The organism is Xanthobacter agilis (assembly GCF_021730435.1).
Lineage (GTDB): Bacteria > Pseudomonadota > Alphaproteobacteria > Rhizobiales > Xanthobacteraceae > Xanthobacter > Xanthobacter agilis.
In genome coordinates, this window is sequence record NZ_JABWGX010000044.1 from 1 (window position 1) to 22,411 (window position 22,411).

Consider the following 22,411-nt stretch of genomic DNA (forward strand, 5'->3'; position numbering starts at 1 on the left):
TGCAGTTCTTTGCTGTCCACATCGGTGACCATCCTCGAATCAGGCCACCTCTCTTGAATCACATCCGATTCAAACAATTCAAGATGTTCCCGGACAGACTCTAAGCGGCTGGCTGATCCCATCTGCTTTCGCAGCAACTTTCCATCCGCGGCCGACAAGGCCAGATCCAACCATAAGTACAAATTCAACGCAGGATTAAACTTGAGCGCGAAGTCACTGTCCAGGATGACCAAAAGGTCGAGGACGTCGCGCACCGTGTCACGGACACACTGCGCGACGTGCCCGGTCGGAAGATCCGCGCAGGAGGTCCGCTTCTTCCATTTGGCGACTGTTTTCTGGTTGATCCCGTAGCGCTTGGCCAGAGCCCTCAGGCTCTCCTGACTATGCTGTATCGCGCGACGGACTGCCTCTGTCGTCGTGGCGCATCCGTGGAGAACCTGGCCCATAGCGCATCCGTCCATTCCTGCGAAAAGACTGCACCATCAAAGCCCGGGATCATAAAGCTAGGAGCGCGGACGCTCCTTCTTGGGGTCGTAATGGGGGAAGGGCGTGACCTGCGCCGCGATCCGCTTCATGCGCCCGTCGAGCTTGCCCACCTCCAGCTCCGTGCCATCGGCGGCATAGGCGATATCGACCCGCGCCAGGGCAATCACCTGCCCGGTGCGCGGCGAGCGCATGGCGGAGCAAACCTCGCCCACCTGCGCGCGCCCCACATGCAGGCAATCGCCATGGCCGACGCTCTCCTGCCCATCGATCTTCAGGCCGACGAATTTGCGGGCGGGATGCTCCTTGCGCCGGACCAGCGCCTCGCGCCCGATGAAATCGGCGGCCTTCGACTTCAGCGGCACGGTAAAGCCGATGCCGGCCTCGAACGGATCGGTCTGATCGGAGAAATCGTAGCCCGCGAACACAAGGCCCGCCTCGATGCGCACCAGGTCGAGCCCGGCGAGCCCCATGGGCTTGAGGCCGAGAGGCGCGCCAGCCGCCCATACCGCCTTGAATACGGTGTCCGCATCCCTCGGGTGGCAGAAGATCTCATAGCCAAGTTCGCCGGTGTAGCCGGTGCGCGAGACCACCACCGGAACGCCCGCCGGCCCGCCGATGCGCCCCACCGTGAAGCGGAACCATCCAAGTTCCTCCAGGGCGCTGAAATGGGGCGCGGTCCACAGGATCTGCGCCATCAGCTCCCGTGATTTCGGTCCCTGCACCGCCAGATTGTGCATCTGGTCGGTAGAGGAGCGCACCAGCACATTCAGGCCCAGCTTCTCGGCCTGCTCGCGCATCCAGGCCCCGCCCTCGTCCGAACCGCCGATCCAGCGGAAGTTCTGCGGTCCGAGGCGGAACAGCGTGCCGTCGTCGATCATGCCGCCGTGGGGATAGCACATGGCCGAATAGACCACCTGCCCCACCCCCAGCTTCTCAACGTCGCGGGTGAGCACCCAGTTCAGCAGCGCCTCGGCGTCGGGGCCGGTCACTTCAAACTTGCGCAGGGCGGACAGGTCCATGACCACCACGCCGTCGCGGCAGGCCCAATAGCTCTCGGTGGCGTCCGTGCCGGGGAAGGCATTGGGCAGCCAGAAGCCGCGATATTCGACGAAATCACGGGTCAAAGCGGCGAAGTTCGCGTGGAAGGCGCTCTCGCGCGTCATGATCGGCTCCGCATCGGGAAAGGGACGCCACGCCACCGCGCGTTGGAAACGGGAGGCGGCGGCATAGGTGCGCACATGGATATCGCTGGGGTTCCAGCCGTTGGCCGGCGAGGTGTCGTCGGGGCAGGCCGAGGAGACGCACACCAGATCGGTGAGCGCCCGCAGCAGCACATAATCGCCCGGCCGCGACCAGGGCTCATCCGCATACATCACGCCATGGGCGTCGATGCCAGTGTTGAAGAAGAAATTGGCGGCCATCCAGCCCGCCCGCCCCGGAACGCCATGGGGCGCCAGCGCGGCATTGAAATTGTCGGAGCAGTTGACGTGCCCGGGATAACCGATGTCGTCATAATACTTGGCAGCGCATGCGAGCGCGAAGGCATCATGGCGCCCGCACGTGTCCTGCACCACCTCGATCAGGGCTGTCATGTCCTGGTCGAAATACTTTCCGTGCAGCCCCGGCATGGGATAGGCATGGCTCTGCAATGTTCGGGTGGTGGTGACATCCAGCGGGTGCGCCCGGCCGCGATCGAGCTTTCGGGCGTCGAAACACTGGAAGTCGGTGCATTGGCGCCCGTCGACATCCATGATTTGGAGGAACTCGCCCGCCTTCACCAGATAGGACTGCGCCGTCGCCGACTTGACCCGAAGATCAAGAACGGGATCGGCCAGTGGATCGGGCAGAGCGAATTGACCGGACTTGCGCGCCGTCGCGCGGGTCAGCACCACAGTGAGCGGCGTCGCCGTGTCCTGGGTTTGCGCGTCCATGGGGCCGCCGGGCGCCGCGATCACCACCCAGCCGCGCCCCTGCGCGGTGAAGGCGGCACGATCGCCAGCGGGACTTGTCGCCCCAAACAAGATCAGCGCATCAGCGGCGCCGATGGCGATGCCACGCCGCGCGAGCCCCTCCGCCAGCCGCCGCAGGCTCGGATCCGCGCCTGAGAGCAGCGCGCGCAAGCCCTCGGCCGGCGCGTCGGCCCGCGCATCGAGAAGGCCGCCGTCAAGCCGGCCATCGGGATGGGCGGCCAGCACCTCGCAGCGCTGCCCTCCTTCGGCATTGATGATCTCCAGGCGATCACCGGTCGCGATTTCCAGCAGGATCGCGCCCGCGCCCGGCACGGCATAGCGCTCCTGCGACGGCGCCAGGGTGAAAGCTGCCGCCCGTCGCGGGCGCGTGGGCTGGGGCGGACCGGGACGGAACAGGGGAGCGGGCGACGATTGGGGCATCGACGTGTCCTTGCTGTGAAAACCTGCGGCGGGGGCATAAGCCCCACGCCGCAGAGATGTCGCATCAGTTCTTCAGGTAGGCTTCCATGGAATCGTCCAGCGCGTCCTTCCACGGCGTGTGGTGGAGCGGCGCCATCGTTCCCGTGATGAGGGATTTATAGCAGTTGTTGCGGAAGCCCATGATGTCTTCCACCTTATGATTCTTCCACTCGAAGAAGGCCTCGCAGGCGCCATCCACATCGAAGCTGGGATAGTCGGTGGCGGCCACCAGCTCCTTCACATAATCGCCCTGATACTTGATGGCGTACTTGACCTCATCCGAAGCATCCTCGCGTGCCACGCGCTCGGCCACGTCCGCGAGCAGCACCTGCTTGTCGGCCGGCACCTCGATGCGCCCCAGGATGATGTCGCGCACATACCAGGCCTGGGCGTCAAACATGTTGAAGGTGAACCACTGGTCCTGCATTCCGAGGTAGAACAGCTTCGGATTATGCACAAACACCACGCCCTTGTAGAGGTCGTTTGTCGCCAGCCGATTGGCCGTCTTCAGGCGCAGCTCATCCGGCAGGAACGGGAAGTAATGCTTGTAGCCGGTGCACAGGATGATGGCGTCCACCACCTTGGAGGTGCCATCCTTGAAATAGGCGGTCTTGCCTTCAACCTTCACCAGGGATGGCTTCTCTTCCCAGTTCTCCGGCCACTTGAAGCCCATGGGCGCGGTGCGGAAGGCGGTGGTGACCGACTTGGCGCCGTACTTCCAACACTGCGAACCGATATCTTCCGCCGAATAGGACGAGCCCAAAAGAAGCACATCCTTGCCCTCGAACTCGCGCGCATCGCGGAAGTCATGGGCATGGACAATGCGACCGCTATAGTGCTCGAATCCAGGAAATTCAGGCGCGTTCGGGGTCGAGAAATGACCGGAAGCGCACACGACGTAGTCGAAGCGCTCCTTATAGACGTGATCCTTGACGAGATCGTGCACGGTCACCGTAAAGTCGCCGGCATCCGCGTCGTATTCCACCCAGCGCACCACAGTAGAGAAGCGGATCCAGTCGCGCACGCCGGCCTTGATGACGCGCCCTTCGATGTAATCGACCATCACGGCGCGCGGCGGATAAGATGCGATCTGCTTTCCGAAGTGCTCCTCGAAAGAATAATCGGCGAACTCAAGACCTTCCTTCGGGCCATTGGTCCACAGATAGCGATACATGGAACAGTGAACCGGCTCGCCGTTCTCGTCCACGCCCGTGCGCCATGTGTAATTCCACAGGCCGCCCCAATTCGACTGCTTCTCGAAGCAGACGACTTCCGGAATCTCGGCGCCCTTCTTGGCGGCGGATTGAAACGCCCGCAGCTGCGCCAACCCCGACGGACCCGCGCCGATGACGGCAACGCGCTTGTTCATTCCTGTCTCCTCTGTTCGGTCTGGACCAGTTTTGAAAACCGGTTCTTTCGGCATGAACCAGTGATGACATTAGCGCATTTGCCGCGCCTGTCGACGGGCAGTCCGCGATTCAATTGATGAAAATGCAGGCTCCGACAGTCCACTTTCTGGACATCGGCGACCTTAATCGAGGCAATGCGGTCTAAACTGGTCTATTCGCGCATTCGGGTAAGGTCAGCCCTGCTTCCGCATAGAAGACGTTTGCTGCGATGCGGTAGGCCGGCGCAGAGCCCAGCACGCTGCGATGTGGGCTATTCGACGCGCCGCACCACGGCATTTCGCTCAAAGTTCGGGGCATGGAGCAGCCTCTGAGGCATGGCGCCATCCTCCGGCCAAATGTCCACATGGACCATATATGGTGCCCAAGAAAACGGCAGAACCTCGACACCGACCGCCGCAGGCGGCAGGGATCTACCACCACATGCCGCAGCGGCAGAGCAGATGCGGCGCCATCGCTGTAGCAACGGCGCGCGGGAGGCAGTACATGGAACAGGCATGAGCCGACGGCACCGCGCTGACCTCGGCCTGGATTTCTCCCCCACATCCGCTCTAAGAAGCTCACCGACCTTCCGCTGGGACGACGCATAAGGATTTCATCGTGGCCACATCCCCCCGCCGGACCGCCGCGACCAGCCATCCAGAGCCCGTTGTCGGTGCAACCGTTCAATATGTCCTGGACACGCTGATGATGCGGATCACGTCCCAGGAATATGGAGTCGACGAACGCCTGCCCGCCGAGCGCCAGCTCGCACAGGATCTGGGCGTCGCCCGCAACACGGTGCGCGAAGCCCTCGATCAGTTGGAGGAGCGCGGATTGATCCGGCGGCGCGCGGGATCGGGCTCGTTCGTGACCTACGATCCCAACGGCGCCGCGGATTCGGTGTCGGCGGTTGCGGCGGAGACGGGGCCGCTACAGCTTCAGGTGGTGCGCAGCATTCTGGAACCGGAGATGGTGCGGTTGGCCATCATCACCATGGCGCCGCGCCAGATCGAGGCCTTAGGCGAGATCCTCTCGCAGATGGAGGCGGTGCAGACGGACGCCATCGCCTTCGTGCGCCTGGAGGAGGAGTTCCACCGGCAGATCGCGGCGGGAACCGGCAATCCGCTGCTGATCGCCTGCTACAATCTGGTGATCGACGCGCGCCACCAATCCTTCCGCGCCGCCATGTATCGCCGCCACCTCACCCCCAACCGCATCGCCGCCTACCAGCGCGGCTACAACGCCCTGTTCAACGCCATCGCCGCCCGCGACGTGGAGGAGGCGAGCGAGTTCATGAAGCTGGCGCTGATCGAGGATCAAAAGCTGCTCCTGCAGGAGGACTGAGCGCCGCGAGGGGCCGCGCCGCCAGTCGCTGCTGCCAGGATTGGCCGAGATCCTCCAGGTGGCGCAGCAGCAACGGGGTGTGGCGCTCCAGCCAGTCGAGCACCGAACCGAACTCCATGATCCGCGCCCGGCCCTGGCAAATGGACACCACCGGCCAGCGCCCCACCAGCACATTGTCGATGCCGTAGAGCTCGTTGCCCCACCATCGCGCCGGCCCGAAGGCGTGCGACATCTCGCGCCCGCGCTTCATGGCCGCCAGCACCGAGACCGGCTCGATGGTGTCCGCCCGTTCCACCGCATTGTGCCACAGGTCGAGCATGGAGGCATATTCCCAGCTCACGGCCCCCCAGGCGCCCGGAAAGCGCGCGTTATAGGCATCGAAGAACGCTTTTGGCCGATGAAAGAAGAAGGCCGTGTCGGTCAGCTCCGGATCGTCGAAATCGGGAAACTGGAAGGTGAAATTCTCCATGAAGGAGAGCGAGGTGCGCGCAATCATGCGCGGGTAGTCGTCACCGGTGCTCGACAGCATCTGCCCGGTGAACCCCTGGGCGTGGGCGGCCTCGGTCAGTGCCTGGGTCATGGGCGGGGTGGAGGAACACCAGCAGCAGATGTCCGGCTGCTCCGCCAGCATCGCCGCCACGATCTCCTCCGCCTGGGTGGTGTCGGGAGCGTAGCGGATCTCTTTCACCACCGGGTGGCCAACAACCTCGAACGCCGCCCGATAGACGGCGAGCGACGGCAGGCCAAGGCTGTCGGCCTGGCTGCACAAGGCGACGCGGCGCGCCGCCGGGGCACTGCGCGCCAGCCATTCGACCCCGGTGACGTTGAACAGCGGATGCACTTCCGCCGGGGCGATCAGATAGGGCGTATCGGGCGACAGGTCCGATGGCAGAAGGGTCGCCACCAGCACCCTCCGCGTCATGAGCTGCCGCAATACCGGCGCGAAGCTGTCGCCGCCCAAGGTGAGCATCAGCCGCACCCGCTGGCGCTCCACCATGTCGCGCGCGGCCGCCTGGGTCGCGTCGGCGCTGAGCGCGCTGTCGTGGGCGATGATCTCCACCCGGTGGCGCTTGCCCGCCACCATCATGCCGCCGTGCTCGTTGATCCAGTCGATCCAGATCCGGCAACCGTCCAACCCCGGCCGGCCCCAATATTCCTCCGGTCCCGACAGCGGCGTGAGCACGCCAATGCGAACCGGCGCCCGGTTCTGTGCGCTGAGCCGCGGAAGCGCCCCGGTGACGGCCAAGCGCTGTGCGAAGGATGAAACGGTCATGCTTCGTCTATAGCGTCCCGCTCCCGACTCCAGATGCCTCAAATGAAGGCATCCGATGTCCAGAACTGGCGCGCAGGGCCGCGTCACGCGATGAGGATCACGGCCAAGATCAGTGAGGCGCTTTACTGATCATGGGGCAACCGTGACCCCCCGGCGCGCCGCGTCCGCCAAGTTGCTCCCGCGAGCAACGCAGCGGATTGTGACCATCCTTAGGACAGCTTCCCACCATCCGGACCAGATCGATGGGTGACTGGACGCCCATCTTGTGCAGAAGGTTGATGCGGTGCCCCTCCACCGCCTTGACGCTCAGCTTCAACACATGGGCCGCGACCTTATTGGGCTGGCCGCGCAGCATGCATTGCAACACCGATTGCTCGCGCTCCGTGAGCGTCGCCAGCTTGGCGCGGATGTCGTCGCAAATGACCTCGCAGGAATAGTTCTGCGCATCCCAGCGAATCCAGTGCTGAACAAGTTGCAGCAGGACGGTGTCATTGATCGGCTTCTCAAGAAAGTCGCGCGCGCCCGCGTGCAGCGCCCGCACGGCCATCACCACGTCCGCGTGACCACTGATCATGAGCACCGGCATGGTCCAGCCGATTCGGCCCACCTGCTCCAGGACCTCGAGCCCGTTGATGCCTGGCAGGCGCACGTCCAGCAGAACGCAGGCCGGGCGGCTGATCTGGTTGAGCTCAAGAAACGTCTGGGGATGTTGAAACAGTTCCGTTTTCAAGCCAACCGAACGAAATAAAGCCGCCAGTGAGGCATTGAGGCCCGGGTCATCGTCCACAATGTAGACTGCAGGCTCACGCATCACGCACATCCCCTTCCCTACGGCAGGGCAGACGAATCGTGAAGCGGGTTCCCTTGCCCTCCTCGGCGCCCGCCTCAATGCTGCCACCCAGGCGCTGGGCGAGCGTGCGCGCGATGGACAAGCCGAGCCCGGAACCGTTCACCTTGGTGGTAATAAAGGGCTCGAAGATCCGCTCGCCGAGGTCTGGTGGCAAGCCGATGCCGGTGTCGCGCACATCGACCCGCACCATGGAGGCGCCCTCCCGTGCGGTCTGGATATTGAGGTGGCGCTGACCGAGAGCCTGTAGGCCCATGGCCTGGATGGCATTGGTGACGAGGTTGAGGATGATCTGCTGAAGAATGATCTGGTCGCCCTGCACCGATGGCAGGATGGGCGCGAGCTGGAGCCTGAAATCGATGGATTGCTCCCGCATGGCTGGCTCGGCGAAGCCGAGCACCACCTTCACCGCCGCGTTCACGCACGCATTGGTGGACGGTTGCGGCGTGCCGCGGAGGAAGGACCGCAGACTCTTGATGACATCGCCCGCCCGCGCCGCCTCGGCGCCGATGTTGAGCAGCACTTCTTCCAGCTCCCCGGCGCGAACGGTTCGCCCGGTGAGCGTCCTGCGGGCCGCGCCGGCGAAATTGACGATGGCGCCCAGCGGCTGGTTGATCTCGTGGGCCAGCGCCATGGCCATCTCGCCAAGAGCCGCCTGGCGGTCGGCGCGGAGCAGTTCCTCCACCAGCACCTCGGTGGAGCGCTGCGCTTCGCGCCATGCCGTCTCGTCGACGAAGGCGACGGCATGGATCGCCTCTCGCCCCTCCCCGATGATGGGAAAGCGGCGCACCCGCAGGTTCTGCGGCGGCCCCCCGGCAACGGGCCGCACCAGTTCCAGGTCGTCGCCGGGACCCGGCACAGGCGACAACAGCGTGGCGATATCCGACGGGCCGAACGCCAGCCGGTCGAGAACGTAATAGAGCGGCAGCCCCACCACCGAGCACGCCGACACGCCGAATAGGCGAATGAAGGCAAGATTGACAGACTGCACCATTCCGCAGCTGACACTCACCAACCCCTCTGGGAAGTTTGCCAGGATGGAGCCGACACACGTCCCGGAGCGCGAACGGGCATCCAACATACCGCCATCGGCCACTGAAAAATCGCCACAAGCGTGATCCAAAATAAGAGAATCCGCGCTGAAAAGATCAGATGCTTCCATTCCGCGCCTCCCGAGAGTCTGATGCCGACGATCCCTGACGGGTCAACGGTTCTTGTCCTCGCGTATCCCCTAACCGGAATGTCTCGCCTTCCCTGGAAAAGGCCGTGCGTGCGCGGCGGCGGCAAACAGCATAGATTTTCCACTAAATGGTGGAAGGCATCGGTACGACATAAGATCTTACATCCGCATAAAACAAGGGCCGCCACCGATGTACCTAATACGGTAATATAATACGCGGCCGCCGTCAATATTCGGACCCGCCGACCAGTCCCAACGCATGGCTCACCAACCGGAACCATCTTGGTGGTGTACAGTACGGGATGCGTCCGAATGCGCAAGCCAAAGTTGCTGTAGCCCCACCGTACGCCCAAGCCGAAGCAAGACCGAGCCCTTTCCCCGCTTCCATCGGGGGTCCCCCCGGATTGATCCGGGATTGCCCCATGCAGGCCCCGCTTCAAACCTCGCCTATGCTGGGTTTCGCCGGAGAAACGGTGGAATCACGTGCCTTTCGGTCCGGGAGCCCTTCGCTGCACAGTGTCCAAGCTCGAAAGCTCCATCGCCGCCCTGTCGAAGGCCGGTCCGCATTCGAGCACATCTTGCACTGGTTTTGAGGAGGTTCAAATGGCCGTAGAGAAGATCAACGCCTCGAGCAGCCTCGCCGAAGTCGTGGATCGTATCCTCGACAAGGGCGTGGTGGTCGATGCCTGGGTTCGCGTCTCGCTGGTCGGCATCGAACTGCTGGCCGTCGAAGCCCGTGTCGTGGTCGCCGGCGTCGACACCTACCTGAAGTATGCGGAAGCCGTGGGGCTCACGGCGGGCGCCCAGACCGCCTGATACGTCATCGATCGGGTCGCAGTGATCCGACCGGGCGGGCTCATTTCGGCTCGCGCTCTCGGGGTCGATCCTGCCGTAAAGACCTCCGGTCTTTGCGGAAAGGGCTCCGATGCCGGGTCCGATCAGCTTGCTCGGCAAGCTGATCGGTGGCCCGCGCAATCGGACCGCCAGGCCGGACGGCCAGTGCGCCTCTCGGCCGTTCGGCGGTGAATTCAGGCGTGAATTCCATCTTGAGCACGGAGGATCGGAGCATGTCTTTGGCCGGCCAGATTTCCCATACCATCACCACACTGTCCACGGCGCGGGCCGAGCGCCGCGAGGATCTGGTGCGCATCCGCGCCGGTGCCGCCCGCCATCTGAGCGAGGCCCGCGCATCCCAGCGCCGGATCGCGTCGGCGCAGCAGCACCGTCTGACCGAAGCGCTGCGCAGCATCAAGCTGGAAACCGCCATCCTGCTCGGCGACGCGGACGAGCGTATCGATGGCTACCGCAAGGCGCGCATCAAGCAGGCGGCCCGCATCGATCATGCGCTGGCGGTGGGGCTCAAGGCGTTGCGCGCCGACACCCGCAAATGGATCAGCACCCAGTCCGCCGTCCGCCGCAAGCAGACCGCCGAGGATTTGCGCCAGCGCCAGCGCGACCGCAAGGCCCTCAGCGTGAGCGTGCACGACCTGACGGTGCGCAATGTCGCCTTCCTCACCGGCCTGACCAAGGACCGGCAGGAGGCATCTGTCATTTGGCTCGGGCGCTCAACGGCGGCTCCGAAAGCCCACCATGCCAAGGGCGAAGCCGCGATCAAAGCCGAGCACATAAAGGCGGACCCCCTGAAGGCCGAGCCGGTGAAAGCGGAACCCATCAAGGCCGAGCCGCTGAAGAGCGAAGGGCATCATCCCGAGCCCGCGGCCAAGGTCGAGCTGAAGGTCGAGAGCAAGTCCGCCGCCGATATCAAGCCGGCCGCGCAAAAGCCGGCCGGGGAAAAGTCGGGACCCGGCAAGTCTTCGTGACACTCACAGGCCCCAAACGCCGGCGTCCCCCGCGCGCCGACGTTCCCGCGCGCCGGCGTTCATCGCGCCGGCGCGCGCCAAAACAGGGTGACTGTGAATTCGGCAACCGTTGAGGATTTTGGGCATGACCATCGAGATTGCATCCAGGATGCCTTTTGTGCCTGCCTCCGTACCCACTGCCGAAGCACCCGCCGCGCCGATCGCGGACGGGGCTCCCGTCGCAGGGTCCCTGCGCGCGGTGGCACCGACGTCACCGACCGCGCTGACACCGCGCCCCCGAGCGGGGTTCGTCGAGACCGAACAGGTCAAGGACCTTACCGCTCGCGGCCTCGGCTTCCTGAATGCGGGCTACCCGCTGCATTTCCGCGGGCCGGCCGGAACCGGCAAGACCACTCTTGCCCTGCATGTGGCCGCGCAGCTCGGCCGACCGGTGATCGTCATCACCGGCGACAACGAGCTCGGCACGGCGGACCTTGTGGGGTCGCAGCGTGGCTACCATTACAGGAAGGTTGTGGACCAGTTCATCCACAATGTGACCAAGCTGGAAGAGACCGCCAACCAGCATTGGACCGACCACCGCCTGACCACCGCCTGCCGCGAGGGCTTCACCCTCGTCTATGACGAGTTCACCCGCTCGCGCCCGGAAACGCACAATGTGCTGCTCGGCGTGTTCGAGGAGAAGATGCTGTTCCTGCCGGCCCAGGCGCGGGAGGAATGTTATATCCGGGTCCATCCGGAGTTCCGGGCGATTTTCACCAGCAACCCGCAGGAATATGCCGGCGTCCATGCCAGCCAGGACGCGCTGGCCGACCGGCTCGCCACCATCGACGTGGACTATCCCGACCGCGCCATGGAGTTGGCGGTGGCCGCCGCGCGCACCGGCCTCGCCGAGGCCTCCGCCGCCCGCATCATCGATCTGGTGCGCGCCTTCCGCGCCTCGGGCGACTACCAGCAGACCCCCACCCTGCGCGCCAGCCTGATGATCGCGCGGGTGGCGGCCCAGGGCGGCTTCGCCATCTCCATCGACGATCCGCGCTTCGTGCAATTGTGCATCGACGCCCTGGAATCGCGCACCTTCGCCGGCCAGCGGACCGATGCCGTGACCCGCGAGCAGCGGCGCGACGCCCTGCTTGCGCTCATCGCCGCCCACTGTCCCCCGCCGGCGCCGCCGCGTGGTCGGCGCAAGGCGGTCGCGCCGCCTCCTACCCGGGACGTGCAGTCATGAGCGGCGAACGCAAGACAGCGCGGATGCGCGGGCTGCGGGAGGTCTCCACGGTCCAGACCCAGATCGCCCGCTCGGCCCCCTCCAACCGGACCCAGGCGGTCAGCCGGTTCGCGCGGCTTGAGAACGAGCGCATGCGCATTCTGCGCGAGCTGGAGACCTGGAACACACGCAAGCGCGAGGCCGAGCGGATGCTGGCGAGCGTGGAGGAGGAGCTGGCCATCATGCAGGCCCTGCTGCTGGAAGCCCCGCCCGCCCGCCGAGCGGCGTCCCCGCTCCGGCGCCAGCGGCCATCGGAGCCGGCAGACGCCGCGCCGGTCGCGCTCCATGCGCACCCGCTGATCGAATACTAGAGCATTTTCGAGCGAAGTGGCTTCCGGTTCGCGTGAATAAAATGCGTAGTTTCAATAATCTAGAGCGGTTTCCGTGAGCTGCGGAAGCCGTTCTGGCCACCTCAGGCCCCAGAAGGGGAGTGGTTCCATGACCCGCAAGGACAAGGATCAGGACAACGCGCCGCACACGGCGGCTGGTGCCGGACCGGATGCGGCCCACAAGGCGGAGGCCATGGCCGATCTTGGAGCGGTATTCCGCGGCCTCGGCGGCTTCGTGGAGATGCTTGGCACGCTGGTGGAGAAGGCCGAGGACATTCAGCAGCAGGGCGAGTTCAAGGTGAAGGGTCTCGGCGACCAGGCCCGCGGCGTCTACGGCTTCAGCGTCCGCACCGGGATCGGCGGGATTCCCCAGGTCCGCCGGTTCGGCAATCTCAACACCGGCGCCAAGGGGCCGGTGGTGGACGATGTGCGCGAGCCGCTGGTGGACGTGTTCGACGAGGCCAAGGAGGTGATCGTCACCGCCGAGATCCCGGGGGTGGCCGAGAACGAGATCACGCTCTCCCTGGAAGGCCAGAATCTCTCCCTCGCCACCACCGGCCGCCACCGCTACGCCAAGACCATCGCCCTGCCCGGCAGCATCGATCCGGCCTCGCTGGAGCGCAGCCACCGCAACGGCATCCTCCAGGTCAAGCTGCGGAAGGTCTGAGGCCATGAGCGGCGCGGCGGAAGGAGTCAGCGCATTCACCGTCGGGGCGACCGAAGTGCGGATCGTCACCGATTGCGCGGACGACATCTCCGCCATCGTCCAGGCGGAGGAACGGGTGGTGCGCCGGCTGGTGGAGCTGGGCGTATGGCCGCACGAGACGGTGACCCTGTTCGTCCTCGACGATCTGGGGCCGCTGGTGGGCCAGCTTGCGCGGACCCACCGCATGGTCGCGGACGATCTGCTGCGCCTGCCGCAGCGGCCCATGGTCAACCTCTATGATCCGCGCCACGCCATGGAGTGCTTCGTCTTCGTCAACCGCCAGATCATGACGGCGGAAGGCTATTGGGGCGACAGCCTCGCCGCCGAGGGCCTGCTCGCCCACGAGCACGCCCATCCGCTGTCGGAGGCGCCGGCCACCGCCGCCGCCCGGACCTTCAAGGTGGAGGCGGAGGGACCCGCCGCCCTGGCGCCTCTCGCCGCCCAGCTCGGGCAAACTCTGTCCACCGGGGCGGTGACCGAGCTGCTCGCCAACGCCTTCTGCCTCTCCACCGGCTTCGACGAGGCGCTGAAGCACCTGGACCGCATCACCCTGCACCGCGCCGTGAGCAACCTGCCGCAGCGCGCCGAGCTGGAGCGCCGGGCCGACGCGGCGGTCGCCGCCGGCACCCTGCCCGCCGAAGAGCACCGTCCGTTGCTGCGGCTCGCCGATGCCCAAGTCAGCCTGCCGTTCGCGCTGGAGGTGATCCCCTTCGTCCAGGCCGGGCTTTCGACGGAGGCCTGCGAGCTGGAGGCGCTGCTGGTGGACGACCTCATGTCCCGCATGGCGCCAGAGGTGACGGACATCTACCGCGACCTCAGGGCCCGCTTCCTGCGGCTGCGGCCGGACTGGAGCAGCGAGGCGCTGGCGGCCTGGTGCACCGACATCCTGACCCGCCTGTCCGCCTTCCTCTCCGAAGGCGGCGCCCGCCTCACCCTGCGCCTCGCCTCCGTGCGCGCGGCGCCCAACGCACAGAGCCTGCCATGATCGCAACCGAAAGCGCCGCCGGGTGTGTCGCCGAGGCCGCCGCACCGGCCGAGGGCAAATATCTCTACGGCATTATCGATGCGCCGGCCCCCGCCACCTTCACGGTGCCGGGCATCGGCGGACGCGGAGACGAAGTGCACACCCTTGCGGTGGGGCGCCTCGCTGCGGTGGTGAGCAATTCGCCGCGCATCGAATACGACAACAGCCGCCGCAACATGATGGCCCACACCCGGGTGCTGGAGGAGGTAATGGCCCAGCACACCCTGTTGCCGGTCTGCTTCGGCACGGTGGCCGTGGATGATGACGTGATCGCCGAGAAGATCCTGCGCGAGCGCCGTGACGAACTCACCGGGCTTCTGGAGCAGATGCGCGGCCGGATGGAGCTGGGGCTGAAGGCGTCCTGGCGCGAGGATATCGTCTTCGAGGAAGTGCTGGCGGAAAACCCGGCGATCCGCAAGCTGCGGGACTCCCTGGTGGGGCGCCCGGCCGACAAGACCCATTATGAGCGGATCCGCCTTGGCGAGCTGATCGGCCAGGCGTTGGAGCGCAAGCGCCGGGAGGACGAGGAACGCATCCTCGACCGGGTCCGGCCCTTCGTTCACAAGACGAAGCTGAACAAGCCCATCGGTGACCGCATGGTGGTGAATGGCGCGTTCCTGGTGGATGCGGCCCATGAAGCCGAACTTGACCAGAGCATTCGCGCCATGGATGCCGAGTGGGGCGCGCGGCTCAGCTTCAAATATGTCGGACCCGTACCACCGTACAACTTCGTTGCAATCATCATCCACTGGTAGGGAGGCAGCTATGGGCATTCTGACAGATGTAGTCTTCGCACCGGCGGTCGGTCCCCTCAAGGGCGTGCTCTGGCTCGCCCGCATCATCGCCGAGCAGGCCGAGCGTACGCTCTATGACGAGACCCTCATCCGCGCCGCGTTGCTCGACCTGGAGCAGCAATTGGAGGCCGGCGCGATCGGCGAGGAAGAGTACGAAAAGCAGGAGGAAATCCTGCTGGACCGCCTGAAGATCGCCCGCGAGCGGATGCGCAGCAGCCCGCAGGGATGACACCGACACTCGATTTGGCCCCCGCGGCAACCCGCGCGGAACGAGGAGGCAGCTCCATGGCGACGACACTGGACTTGATCCGCAACGTGAAAACGCAGGTACAGGAGCTGACCGGCTTCTATGCCGACAGCGTTTCGGACTTCAACGAGATCGAAGGCGGCTGGGAGATGACGGTCAATCTCCTGGAGCTGAAGCGCATTCCGGCGTCGACCGACCTGCTGGCGGCCTACCGGATCGTCCTCGACAAGGATGGCAATGTGACCGGCTACCACCGCTCCCGGCGCTATCTGCGCGACCAGGTGATGGACGACGCCCCATGACCCAGGTTGCGGGAGCCGCGCGCATCGTCTGCCCGGTGGGCGTCTTCGCGGCGCGCGAACAGGAGATCCGCACCTTCACCGCCGGGCTCAATCACGCGGCGAGCCGGCCGGAGAAGGTGGCCTTCGCCGCGCGCCTGGAGGCGGCGGCGGAGGAGCTGCTGGCCTGCAAGGACCGCCGCGCCGACGACCTCAATTGCGGGCTGTGCCAGGACTTCTCGCGCCTGCGCGCCAATACCGCCGCGCTGATCCTGCGGGCGACGCGGCTGGCCTGCTGAACGCGCCCCGCGCGCCGCCACGGCGCGCGGGGCTGGACACCTCGAAGGCGATGGCCGCCGCGCCTGACGCGCGCTGGACCGGCGCCGGGCGGGTGAATGTTGGCCGACCTGGGAGTGGACCGAGATGAGCGAACAGCGGATGGAGCATTCCCTTCAGGCGGCGGGGCTGGCGGACATTCTGGAGCGGGTGCTGGACAAAGGCATCGTGATCGCCGGCGACATCACCATTTCCCTGGTGGAGGTGGAGTTGCTGAACATCCGCCTGCGCCTCGTGGTGGCATCGGTGGACCGCGCCATGTCCATGGGCATCAACTGGTGGCAGAGCGACCCCAACCTCAATTCCCAGGCCCGCGACCTGACGGAGGAAAACCGCCTGCTGCGCGAGCGGCTCGACCGGCTGGAAACGGCCCTGGCCCCGGAATCCGCGACGGCCCGCGCGCCCCTGACCGCGCAACAGGCCCACCAGGAGGCCCGCCATGACTGATGAGCGCCCGCCCGTCACCTTCCGGGTCTGCGAGGCGCCGACGCGCGACGTGGGACGCGGCCTGATCCGGCTCGATCCGGAGGACATGCAGCGGCTCGGCGTGGTGGTGGGCGATGTGGTGTCCATCGTCGGTCGCCGCGCCACGGTTGCGCGGGTGATGCCGGCCCATGCCGGGATGCGCCGGCAAAGCCTAGTGCAGATGGATGGTCTCGCCCGAGTCAACGCCGGCGCCAGCCTCGACGAACAGGTCACGGTCGGCCCCGCCACGGTGGCGCTGGCGCGCTCCATCACCCTCGCCCAGGTCGGCGCCCGCACCCGTGCGCCGGCGGAGCCGCGCACCCTGACCCGGCTCCTCGACGGCATTCCCATGGTCGCCGGCGACCGGGTGCGCACCACCCTGGTGGGGGCCCAGACTCGCGAATTCATGGTTGAGAGCACCGACCCGCCGGGCCCGGTCCTGATCGGGCCGGACACGCGGCTGCGCTTCCTCGACAGCGCCGTCGAAAGTAACGCCATCACCTATGAAGACGTGGGCGGGCTCACCAAGGAGGTGCGGCGCATCCGCGAAATGATCGAGCTGCCGCTGAAGCACCCGGAGGTGTTCCAGCATCTCGGCATCGAATCCCCCAAGGGCGTGCTGCTCTGTGGTCCGCCCGGCACCGGCAAGACGCTGATCGCCCGCGCGGTGGCGCGGGAAGCCAACGTACACTTCATCCATCTCAACGGCCCCGAGATCATCGACAAGATGTATGGGGCGAGCGAGGCGCAACTGCGCCGCATGTTCGACGAGGCGGAAAAGAACGCCCCGTCCATCATCTTCATCGACGAATTGGACGCCATCGCCCCCAAGCGCGAGGAGATGAGCGGCGACCGGCAGGTGGAGCGCCGGGTGGTGGCCCAGCTCCTGGGGTTGATGGACGGGCTGCAGTCGCGGGGACAGGTCATCGTCATCGCGGCCACCAACATCCCCAATGCCATCGATCCCGCATTGCGCCGGCCGGGCCGGTTCGACCGTGAGATCCAGGTGGGCGTGCCCGACGAGAACGGGCGCCGGGAGATCCTGGAGATCCATACCCGCGGCATGCCGCTGGCGCCCGACGTGGACCTCGCCCGCCTCGCCTTTCACACCCCCGGCTTCGTGGGGGCGGACCTCGCCGCCTTGTGCCGGGAGGCGGCCATGAGCGCCCTGCGCCGGCTGATCCCCGATCTCAATTTCGAGGACAGCCGGGTCTCGGAGGAAAAGCTTGCGGCCCTGGTGGTGACGGCCGAGGATTTTGCGTCCGCCCAGGCGGGCACCCAGCCGAGCGCGCTGCGCGAGATCGTCACCCAGGCCTCCCACAAGAGGTGGGCGGACGTGGGCGGGCTCGACGACATCAAGCGGCTGCTGGTGGAGGCGGTGGAATGGCCCACCCGCCATGCCGCGCTCTACGCCGCCGCGCGCATCCAGCCGCCCAAGGGCATCTTGTTCTACGGCGCGCCGGGCACCGGCAAGACATTGCTGGCCAAGGCGCTGGCCGGCGAGAGCGGCGCCAATTTCATCGCCGTGAAGGGGCCCCAACTGCTGTCCATGTGGGCCGGAGAATCCGAGCGGGGCGTGCGCGAGGTGTTCCGCAAGGCCCGCCAGACCGCGCCTTGCATCATCTTCTTCGACGAGATCGACACCCTCACCCCCAATCGCGGCGGCACCGGCGGCGCCCTCACCGACCGGGTGGTGGCCCAGCTCCTGACCGAGATCGACGGCATCGAGGATCTGCGCGGCGTCACCGTGGTGGCGGCCACCAACCGGCTCGACCAGATCGACGCCGCCTTGCTCCGACCCGGCCGGTTCGACTTCCTGGTGGAGTTCCAGGCCCCCGACCTCGAGGGACGGCGCGCCATCCTCGATGTCCATGCGGGCCGGATGCCGCTGGCGCCGGGTGTGGACCTCGCGGCCCTCGCCCGGAATACCGCCGGCATGGTGGGCGCCGACCTTGAGGCCCTGTGCCGGCACGCCGGCGTCGCCGCCATCCGCGAGCTGGTGGCGCGCGGTGGCGATGAAGCGGCCGCAGCGGCCACCCTGCGGGTCACCCAGCAGCATTTCGATGACGCCCTGATTGCCATGAAGAGGGAACGTGCCCCATGACCGAGCTTCTCGTCTTCGCCGTGGTGCCCGCCGGCAGCATCGATTGCGCCGCGCTCGCGGATACTGACGGACTACCCCCCGGCCTGCGCGCCATCACCGTCGGCGCCCTCGCCGCCGTGGTCGGCGCCGCCCCGGAAGGCGGCCTCAAGGGCCGGGAGCGCGGCGCGCTCTTGCCGTGGCTCCTGGCCAGTCAGAGGGTGATGGAACGCCTGCTCGCCAGGGCTCCGGTGCTGCCCGTGGCGCTCGGCACCGTGCTGGAGGACGAAGAGCGCGTGCACCACATGCTGAACCACGGCGCCGGCGTGCTCCAGGCGGCTTTCGACACCCTCGGCGGCCGGTTCGAGATGGATCTTTCCGTGCGCTGGACTCCCGAGGCCGCGCAGGCGCGGCGCCTGGCCGGCGGCGCCCCGCCGTCGCGCGCGGCGGCCGAAGGCGACGCCGCGCTACGCGATGATCCGCTGACGGCGGAGCGGCAAGAGGTGCGGCGCCGGGTGGTGGAGCGCCTGCGGACTGCCGCGCGGGATCTCGTCGTCACCGAGCCCACCGAAGCCGAAGGCATCGTCAGCCTCGCCCTGCTGGTGGACCGGGGGGCGGACGGGGTCGTGGTCGAGGCTCTGGAGGCGCTGGACGCGGAGTTCGGCGGCGAACTCATGTTCCGCCTCGTGGGGCCGATGCCGCCCTACAGCTTCGCCTCGGTCCAGGTCCATCTGACGGCGGCGGCGGCGGTCCGTGACGCCCGTGCCGAGCTGGGCGTGGCGCCGGACGCCGGCCCTGAGGCGGTGAAGACCGCCTATCGCCGGGCGCTGCGCCGCGTCCATCCCGACCTTGTGCATCAGGAGGCCACGGCCATCGAAGCCGCGGAAGGCGATGATGCGGACGGCTTCCTCGCCCTCTCTGCCGCCTACCGCATCCTTCAGGCGGAAGAGATGCCGGTCTCGCTCCGCCGCCAGCAGGAGCCGCAGTCGGCATGAGAGGGTCTCCCGCATCCGTGGGTGCGCGGGCTTGAGTGCGAAGTGAACAGAAATGCCGCCCTCCGGCGCGCCGGAGGGCGGAGGCGGGAGGTGTCCATGCTGTATGTCTACGCGATCACCGCGGATCATGGCCCCGAGGACATGGAGCCTCTGCCGGAGGGCATCCTGCCCGACACGCCGGTTTGGCGGATCGCCTCTGGCGGGCTCGCGGCGGTGGCAAGCCCGGTGCCGGACCACACCTTCGGCGCCGAGGCGCTGCCCGCCCACCTGGAAGACGTGCAATGGACGCGCGCGCGGGTGCTGGGTCATGAACGGGTGGTCTGCGCCCTCCTGCCCCGCGCCACCGTGCTGCCGCTGAAGTTTTGCACCTTGTTTTCGGGCGAGGAGGCGCTGCGTGCGGCCCTCTCCGCCCATAAGAAAACCCTGGAACAGACCGTCGACCACCTGCGCGGCGCCAGGGAATGGGGCGTGAAGCTGTTCGTGGAGGCGCGCGGCCCCGATCCCCGCGCGCCCGAGCCCGTCGGCGCCGGGGCGGGCGCGGCATTTTTCCGGCGCAAGAAGGAGGAACAGCAGGCGCGCGCGGCCGCCGAGGCCGCCCTTGATCGCTGCGTGGTGGCCAGCCATCAGCGGTTGGCGGCCCACGCCCGCGCGGCGGTCGCCAATCCCCTGCAGCCGCCGCAATTGCACGGGCAACGGGGCAAGATGGCGCTCAATGGGGCCTATCTGGTGGACTTGCAAGCGGAGCCCGCGTGGCGGGCCTGCCTGTCCGAACTGGAGCGGACCTACGCCGACGAAGGCGTACGCTACGCCCTCAGCGGTCCGTGGGGCGCCTATAATTTCGCGGGAGGCGGCCTTGTCAGAGCCTGAACCGGTCCCCTCGTGCACCACGGGCGAGATCGCCGTCGCTGATCTGCTGGATCGGGTGCTCCACAAGGGCCTCGTGCTCTGGGGCGAGGCCACCATCTCGGTGGCCGGGGTCGATCTCGTTTATCTGGGTCTCAAGGTCCTTCTGACCTCCACCGATACCGTGAACCGGATGCGCGAGGCCGCAGCGAGCCCGCCGGACGGACGGAACCATCACGCAGGCTAAGTCGACCCCATGCTCTATCTCTATGCCGTCCTGGAATCACCACCCCCGGCAACGCCAATGCCCTCCGGCATCGGGGGTGGAGCACCGGTGTTCGTGGACGCCTGCGGCCTCGTCTGTGCAGCGAGCGAGACCTTGGCCGCGACCATCCCACCGGACTCGGCGCACGTCTGGCGTCATCAGGAGGTGGTGGGTGCGCTCATGAAGGGCGGGCCCGTGCTGCCGCTGCGCTTTGGAACCCTGACCGAAGACGCCGCCGCCTGCCGGCGCCTGCTGACGCGCCATCACGATGTCCTCCGCGCCCAGCTCGACCGGGTGCGCCATTGCCTGGAATTCGCCCTACGGGTGGCCGGCTTGCCCGAGATGGCGGACCCGGCCACCGGCCCCATGCCGCGCCCGGCGGAGCTCGGGCCGGGCGCGGCCCATCTGCGCACCCTCGCGCGGCGGGAACGGGGCTGGCCGTCGTCCACGGCGGAGTTTCCCCATGATGGCCTCACCGCCCATGCGGCGGACCGACTGTTGTGGGCGCGCTCCCCTTCCCAACCGGATCTGCGGGCATCGTTCCTCGTGCCGCGCGCCTATGCGTCGTCTTTCCTTGCCGACGTTTCGGCCCTGCAGCACCTGCGCCCGGACCTCGGCATCACCGTCACCGGCCCCTGGCCGCCCTATTCTTTCTCCGACCCCGACCTTTCTGGAGGCGCTCCATGACCACAACATGCACGCCCGAGACTTTGGACGCGGCGCTCCGGGGCCGCATCGACATTGATCCCGAACGGGTGGAACAGGGCCTCGTCCGGCTGGTCCTGATGCTGGTGGAAACCGTGCGCCAGGTGGTGGAGCGCCAGGCCATCCGCCGGGTGGAGGGCGGCACGCTGAACGATGAGGAGATCGAGCGGCTTGGCCTCGCTCTGCTGCGCCTCGAAGAGAAAATGGACGAATTGCGCCTGCACTTCGGCCTCAGCGAGGATGACCTCGCCCTCAAGCTGCATATCCCACTCGACGGATTATGAGAACCGGACCGCAGCCGCCCGAACGTCTTCACCTGACGCGGGGAGCACGCAGGGTGTTACCGTTTCAAGGAAGGCGCCATTAAATGGAACCGCAATGACACGACGTTCCATGATGCTTAAAATCACATGTTGATGCGATCATTGTATAATTTTTACAATATTTATTTCTTAACAACGCTGAACTGGACATAACACAAACATGCTATAGCATGAAAATAATATATTTCATTTTCTATATATTGAATAAATATTTAATTTTATATATCATTCGAACGCACAACACACGTCGTCGCGTGCTTATGGAGGAGAGTGCCATGCAAATTGAGCAATCGGCATCGCGCAGCGTCCTTTGGCAGGAGCGCCGATGGGATGTGGTCCAGCGCGGCCTTGAACATCTTCTGGCGCTGGCGCAGCGTTACCATAATGAAGGTCAGCTGTGTCAGGCGGCCGACATCTATTGGATGCTGTCGGAAGATTATACCGGAACGTCGCAGGCGATCGAGGCGGAAGAGGGCTTGCTGCGACTGGCCGAGGCGTACGAACGCTGTGGCTGGCGCAAAATGGCGCAGGCCATCTTTGCCCGTCTGAGCGCTTTGGAGTAAGCACGTTCCCTTGAGCCGGCGCATCGTTTGAGGCTGCGTGCCGATCCTGGCGGCGGGGCCGCCGCCGGGCTTTCCCGCGCGTGCGCGACAGCCCGCGCACGGCGTTCTTAGAGGCTCCAGCCCACGGCGCGGCGGTCAGGTCGAGGCCCGCGCGCCAAAGCCGTGGGCCGGCGCCGCCGCGCGCCCATCCGGCCTCCGGATGGCGGCCCGATCGCGGCCCCGGCGCTGCCCCCGCATGTCACAGCGAACGGAGCGCCGCGCGTGCCGGCAACGGCGCTGTTCCAACACACCGGCTTGATGCGCTGCCGTGTCCTTCGCCGGGACCGGCCCGATGATGGGTGGCCCCAAGGCGTCCTGACGTGAGCGCGACCTGATGTGCGCGCCCCACCGCACGGCACCGCATGACGGAGCACGACCAGCGCGCCGC

At 66.5% G+C, this 22,411-nt stretch carries 24 protein-coding genes and 1 pseudogene; 19 read left to right on the top strand and 6 right to left on the bottom strand.

Annotation, left to right across the window (positions count from 1 at the left end; all coding sequences use genetic code 11):
* The 3 genes and pseudogenes from HUW53_RS20595 to HUW53_RS20605 all read right to left on the bottom strand — a co-directional run.
* Positions 1-446 (bottom strand): annotated as a pseudogene (locus tag HUW53_RS20595) (hypothetical protein); the annotation flags it as partial.
* Between the two features lie 57 nt (positions 447-503).
* On the bottom strand, positions 504-2,876 hold the full coding sequence (locus HUW53_RS20600) for a trimethylamine N-oxide demethylase (RefSeq protein WP_237347633.1): 2,373 nt from the start codon (positions 2,874-2,876) through the stop codon (positions 504-506).
* Between the two features lie 64 nt (positions 2,877-2,940).
* On the bottom strand, positions 2,941-4,284 hold the full coding sequence (locus tag HUW53_RS20605; RefSeq protein WP_237347634.1) for an NAD(P)-binding domain-containing protein: 1,344 nt from the start codon (positions 4,282-4,284) through the stop codon (positions 2,941-2,943).
* 637 nt (positions 4,285-4,921) lie between these two features.
* On the opposite strand from HUW53_RS20605, the gene HUW53_RS20610 reads away from it, so the two are divergent.
* Positions 4,922-5,647 carry a FadR/GntR family transcriptional regulator gene (locus HUW53_RS20610; protein ID WP_237347635.1) on the top strand — a complete coding sequence of 242 codons (726 nt, stop codon included), beginning with the start codon at positions 4,922-4,924 and terminating at the stop codon, positions 5,645-5,647.
* Here the strand turns inward: HUW53_RS20610 and HUW53_RS20615 are convergent.
* The 3 genes from HUW53_RS20615 to HUW53_RS20625 all read right to left on the bottom strand — a co-directional run bounded on the left by HUW53_RS20615 (position 5,595) and on the right by HUW53_RS20625 (position 8,761).
* Positions 5,595-6,920 (bottom strand): ABC transporter substrate-binding protein, encoded by a 1,326-nt coding sequence (locus HUW53_RS20615; RefSeq protein ID WP_237347636.1) that lies wholly within the window; start codon positions 6,918-6,920, stop codon positions 5,595-5,597. The genes HUW53_RS20610 and HUW53_RS20615 overlap by 53 nt on opposite strands.
* A 109-nt stretch (positions 6,921-7,029) precedes the next feature.
* Complete coding sequence (locus HUW53_RS20620) at positions 7,030-7,731, bottom strand: response regulator transcription factor (protein ID WP_237347637.1); 702 nt, start codon at positions 7,729-7,731, stop codon at positions 7,030-7,032.
* Positions 7,724-8,761 (bottom strand): ATP-binding protein, encoded by a 1,038-nt coding sequence (locus tag HUW53_RS20625; protein WP_237347638.1) that lies wholly within the window; start codon positions 8,759-8,761, stop codon positions 7,724-7,726. The genes HUW53_RS20620 and HUW53_RS20625 overlap by 8 nt, the downstream gene beginning before the upstream one ends.
* A 789-nt stretch (positions 8,762-9,550) precedes the next feature.
* Here HUW53_RS20625 and gvpA point away from each other — a divergent pair.
* From gvpA to HUW53_RS20715, 18 genes are all read left to right on the top strand, one after another.
* Positions 9,551-9,763 (top strand): gas vesicle structural protein GvpA, encoded by a 213-nt coding sequence (gene gvpA, locus HUW53_RS20630; RefSeq protein WP_142224076.1) that lies wholly within the window; start codon positions 9,551-9,553, stop codon positions 9,761-9,763.
* A gap of 251 nt (positions 9,764-10,014) precedes the next feature.
* Positions 10,015-10,767, top strand: a complete 753-nt coding sequence (locus HUW53_RS20635; RefSeq protein WP_237347639.1) for a hypothetical protein — start codon at positions 10,015-10,017, stop codon at positions 10,765-10,767.
* 124 nt (positions 10,768-10,891) lie between these two features.
* Positions 10,892-11,992 carry a gas vesicle protein GvpN gene (gvpN, locus tag HUW53_RS20640; RefSeq protein WP_237347640.1) on the top strand — a complete coding sequence of 367 codons (1,101 nt, stop codon included), beginning with the start codon at positions 10,892-10,894 and terminating at the stop codon, positions 11,990-11,992.
* Entirely contained in the window at positions 11,989-12,342 is a 354-nt protein-coding gene (locus tag HUW53_RS20645; RefSeq protein ID WP_237347641.1) for a hypothetical protein, read from the top strand. Before gvpN ends, HUW53_RS20645 begins: the two co-directional genes overlap by 4 nt.
* Positions 12,343-12,469: 127 nt before the next feature.
* Positions 12,470-13,027: an Hsp20/alpha crystallin family protein gene (locus HUW53_RS20650; RefSeq protein ID WP_237347642.1), complete on the top strand. Its 558-nt coding sequence runs from the start codon at positions 12,470-12,472 to the stop codon at positions 13,025-13,027.
* A 4-nt stretch (positions 13,028-13,031) separates the two neighbouring features.
* Positions 13,032-14,051, top strand: coding sequence for a hypothetical protein (locus HUW53_RS20655; protein ID WP_237347643.1), 1,020 nt, complete (start codon positions 13,032-13,034; stop codon positions 14,049-14,051).
* Positions 14,048-14,845, top strand: a complete 798-nt coding sequence (locus tag HUW53_RS20660) for a GvpL/GvpF family gas vesicle protein (RefSeq protein ID WP_237347644.1) — start codon at positions 14,048-14,050, stop codon at positions 14,843-14,845. The genes HUW53_RS20655 and HUW53_RS20660 overlap by 4 nt, the downstream gene beginning before the upstream one ends.
* Before the next feature lie 10 nt (positions 14,846-14,855).
* Complete coding sequence (locus HUW53_RS20665; protein WP_237347645.1) at positions 14,856-15,113, top strand: gas vesicle protein GvpG; 258 nt, start codon at positions 14,856-14,858, stop codon at positions 15,111-15,113.
* On the top strand, positions 15,110-15,433 hold the full coding sequence (gene gvpO, locus HUW53_RS20670; RefSeq protein WP_272904357.1) for a gas vesicle protein GvpO: 324 nt from the start codon (positions 15,110-15,112) through the stop codon (positions 15,431-15,433). The genes HUW53_RS20665 and gvpO overlap by 4 nt, the downstream gene beginning before the upstream one ends.
* Entirely contained in the window at positions 15,430-15,708 is a 279-nt protein-coding gene (locus tag HUW53_RS20675; protein WP_237347647.1) for a hypothetical protein, read from the top strand. The genes gvpO and HUW53_RS20675 overlap by 4 nt, the downstream gene beginning before the upstream one ends.
* Before the next feature lie 124 nt (positions 15,709-15,832).
* On the top strand, positions 15,833-16,192 hold the full coding sequence (locus tag HUW53_RS20680) for a gas vesicle protein (RefSeq protein ID WP_237347648.1): 360 nt from the start codon (positions 15,833-15,835) through the stop codon (positions 16,190-16,192).
* Positions 16,185-18,314, top strand: coding sequence for a CDC48 family AAA ATPase (locus HUW53_RS20685; protein ID WP_237347649.1), 2,130 nt, complete (start codon positions 16,185-16,187; stop codon positions 18,312-18,314). Before HUW53_RS20680 ends, HUW53_RS20685 begins: the two co-directional genes overlap by 8 nt.
* Entirely contained in the window at positions 18,311-19,285 is a 975-nt protein-coding gene (locus tag HUW53_RS20690) for a GvpL/GvpF family gas vesicle protein (RefSeq protein ID WP_237347650.1), read from the top strand. The genes HUW53_RS20685 and HUW53_RS20690 overlap by 4 nt, the downstream gene beginning before the upstream one ends.
* A gap of 96 nt (positions 19,286-19,381) precedes the next feature.
* The gene (locus HUW53_RS20695; RefSeq protein ID WP_237347651.1) at positions 19,382-20,152 is read left to right on the top strand and encodes a GvpL/GvpF family gas vesicle protein; all 771 of its coding nucleotides are present in this window, start codon (positions 19,382-19,384) and stop codon (positions 20,150-20,152) included.
* Positions 20,139-20,375, top strand: coding sequence for a gas vesicle protein (locus tag HUW53_RS20700; RefSeq protein WP_237347652.1), 237 nt, complete (start codon positions 20,139-20,141; stop codon positions 20,373-20,375). Before HUW53_RS20695 ends, HUW53_RS20700 begins: the two co-directional genes overlap by 14 nt.
* A gap of 9 nt (positions 20,376-20,384) precedes the next feature.
* A complete protein-coding gene (locus HUW53_RS20705; RefSeq protein WP_237347653.1) occupies positions 20,385-21,080 on the top strand; it encodes a GvpL/GvpF family gas vesicle protein in 696 nt (231 codons plus the stop codon).
* Complete coding sequence (locus tag HUW53_RS20710) at positions 21,077-21,382, top strand: gas vesicle protein K (RefSeq protein WP_237347654.1); 306 nt, start codon at positions 21,077-21,079, stop codon at positions 21,380-21,382. Before HUW53_RS20705 ends, HUW53_RS20710 begins: the two co-directional genes overlap by 4 nt.
* A 314-nt stretch (positions 21,383-21,696) precedes the next feature.
* Positions 21,697-21,984, top strand: coding sequence for a hypothetical protein (locus HUW53_RS20715; RefSeq protein WP_237347655.1), 288 nt, complete (start codon positions 21,697-21,699; stop codon positions 21,982-21,984).
* Positions 21,985-22,411 lie beyond the last annotated feature (427 nt).

Bases quoted from the DNA above. Each gene is read 5' to 3' on its own strand.
- HUW53_RS20600 (WP_237347633.1), bottom strand. From the start codon at position 2,876: ATGCCCCAATCGTCGCCCGCTCCCCTGTTCCGTCCCGGTCCGCCCCAG.
- HUW53_RS20635 (WP_237347639.1), top strand. From the start codon at position 10,015: ATGTCTTTGGCCGGCCAGATTTCCCATACCATCACCACACTGTCCACG.
- HUW53_RS20675 (WP_237347647.1), top strand. From the start codon at position 15,430: ATGACCCAGGTTGCGGGAGCCGCGCGCATCGTCTGCCCGGTGGGCGTC.
- HUW53_RS20705 (WP_237347653.1), top strand. From the start codon at position 20,385: ATGCTCTATCTCTATGCCGTCCTGGAATCACCACCCCCGGCAACGCCA.
- HUW53_RS20650 (WP_237347642.1), top strand. From the start codon at position 12,470: ATGACCCGCAAGGACAAGGATCAGGACAACGCGCCGCACACGGCGGCT.
- HUW53_RS20660 (WP_237347644.1), top strand. From the start codon at position 14,048: ATGATCGCAACCGAAAGCGCCGCCGGGTGTGTCGCCGAGGCCGCCGCA.
- gvpN (WP_237347640.1), top strand. From the start codon at position 10,892: ATGACCATCGAGATTGCATCCAGGATGCCTTTTGTGCCTGCCTCCGTA.
- gvpA (WP_142224076.1), top strand. From the start codon at position 9,551: ATGGCCGTAGAGAAGATCAACGCCTCGAGCAGCCTCGCCGAAGTCGTG.
- HUW53_RS20605 (WP_237347634.1), bottom strand. From the start codon at position 4,284: ATGAACAAGCGCGTTGCCGTCATCGGCGCGGGTCCGTCGGGGTTGGCG.
- HUW53_RS20655 (WP_237347643.1), top strand. From the start codon at position 13,032: ATGAGCGGCGCGGCGGAAGGAGTCAGCGCATTCACCGTCGGGGCGACC.
- HUW53_RS20690 (WP_237347650.1), top strand. From the start codon at position 18,311: ATGACCGAGCTTCTCGTCTTCGCCGTGGTGCCCGCCGGCAGCATCGAT.
- HUW53_RS20620 (WP_237347637.1), bottom strand. From the start codon at position 7,731: ATGCGTGAGCCTGCAGTCTACATTGTGGACGATGACCCGGGCCTCAAT.
- HUW53_RS20695 (WP_237347651.1), top strand. From the start codon at position 19,382: ATGCTGTATGTCTACGCGATCACCGCGGATCATGGCCCCGAGGACATG.
- HUW53_RS20665 (WP_237347645.1), top strand. From the start codon at position 14,856: ATGGGCATTCTGACAGATGTAGTCTTCGCACCGGCGGTCGGTCCCCTC.
- HUW53_RS20625 (WP_237347638.1), bottom strand. From the start codon at position 8,761: ATGGTGCAGTCTGTCAATCTTGCCTTCATTCGCCTATTCGGCGTGTCG.
- HUW53_RS20645 (WP_237347641.1), top strand. From the start codon at position 11,989: ATGAGCGGCGAACGCAAGACAGCGCGGATGCGCGGGCTGCGGGAGGTC.
- HUW53_RS20710 (WP_237347654.1), top strand. From the start codon at position 21,077: ATGACCACAACATGCACGCCCGAGACTTTGGACGCGGCGCTCCGGGGC.
- HUW53_RS20715 (WP_237347655.1), top strand. From the start codon at position 21,697: ATGCAAATTGAGCAATCGGCATCGCGCAGCGTCCTTTGGCAGGAGCGC.
- gvpO (WP_272904357.1), top strand. From the start codon at position 15,110: ATGACACCGACACTCGATTTGGCCCCCGCGGCAACCCGCGCGGAACGA.
- HUW53_RS20680 (WP_237347648.1), top strand. From the start codon at position 15,833: ATGAGCGAACAGCGGATGGAGCATTCCCTTCAGGCGGCGGGGCTGGCG.
- HUW53_RS20615 (WP_237347636.1), bottom strand. From the start codon at position 6,920: ATGACCGTTTCATCCTTCGCACAGCGCTTGGCCGTCACCGGGGCGCTT.
- HUW53_RS20685 (WP_237347649.1), top strand. From the start codon at position 16,185: ATGACTGATGAGCGCCCGCCCGTCACCTTCCGGGTCTGCGAGGCGCCG.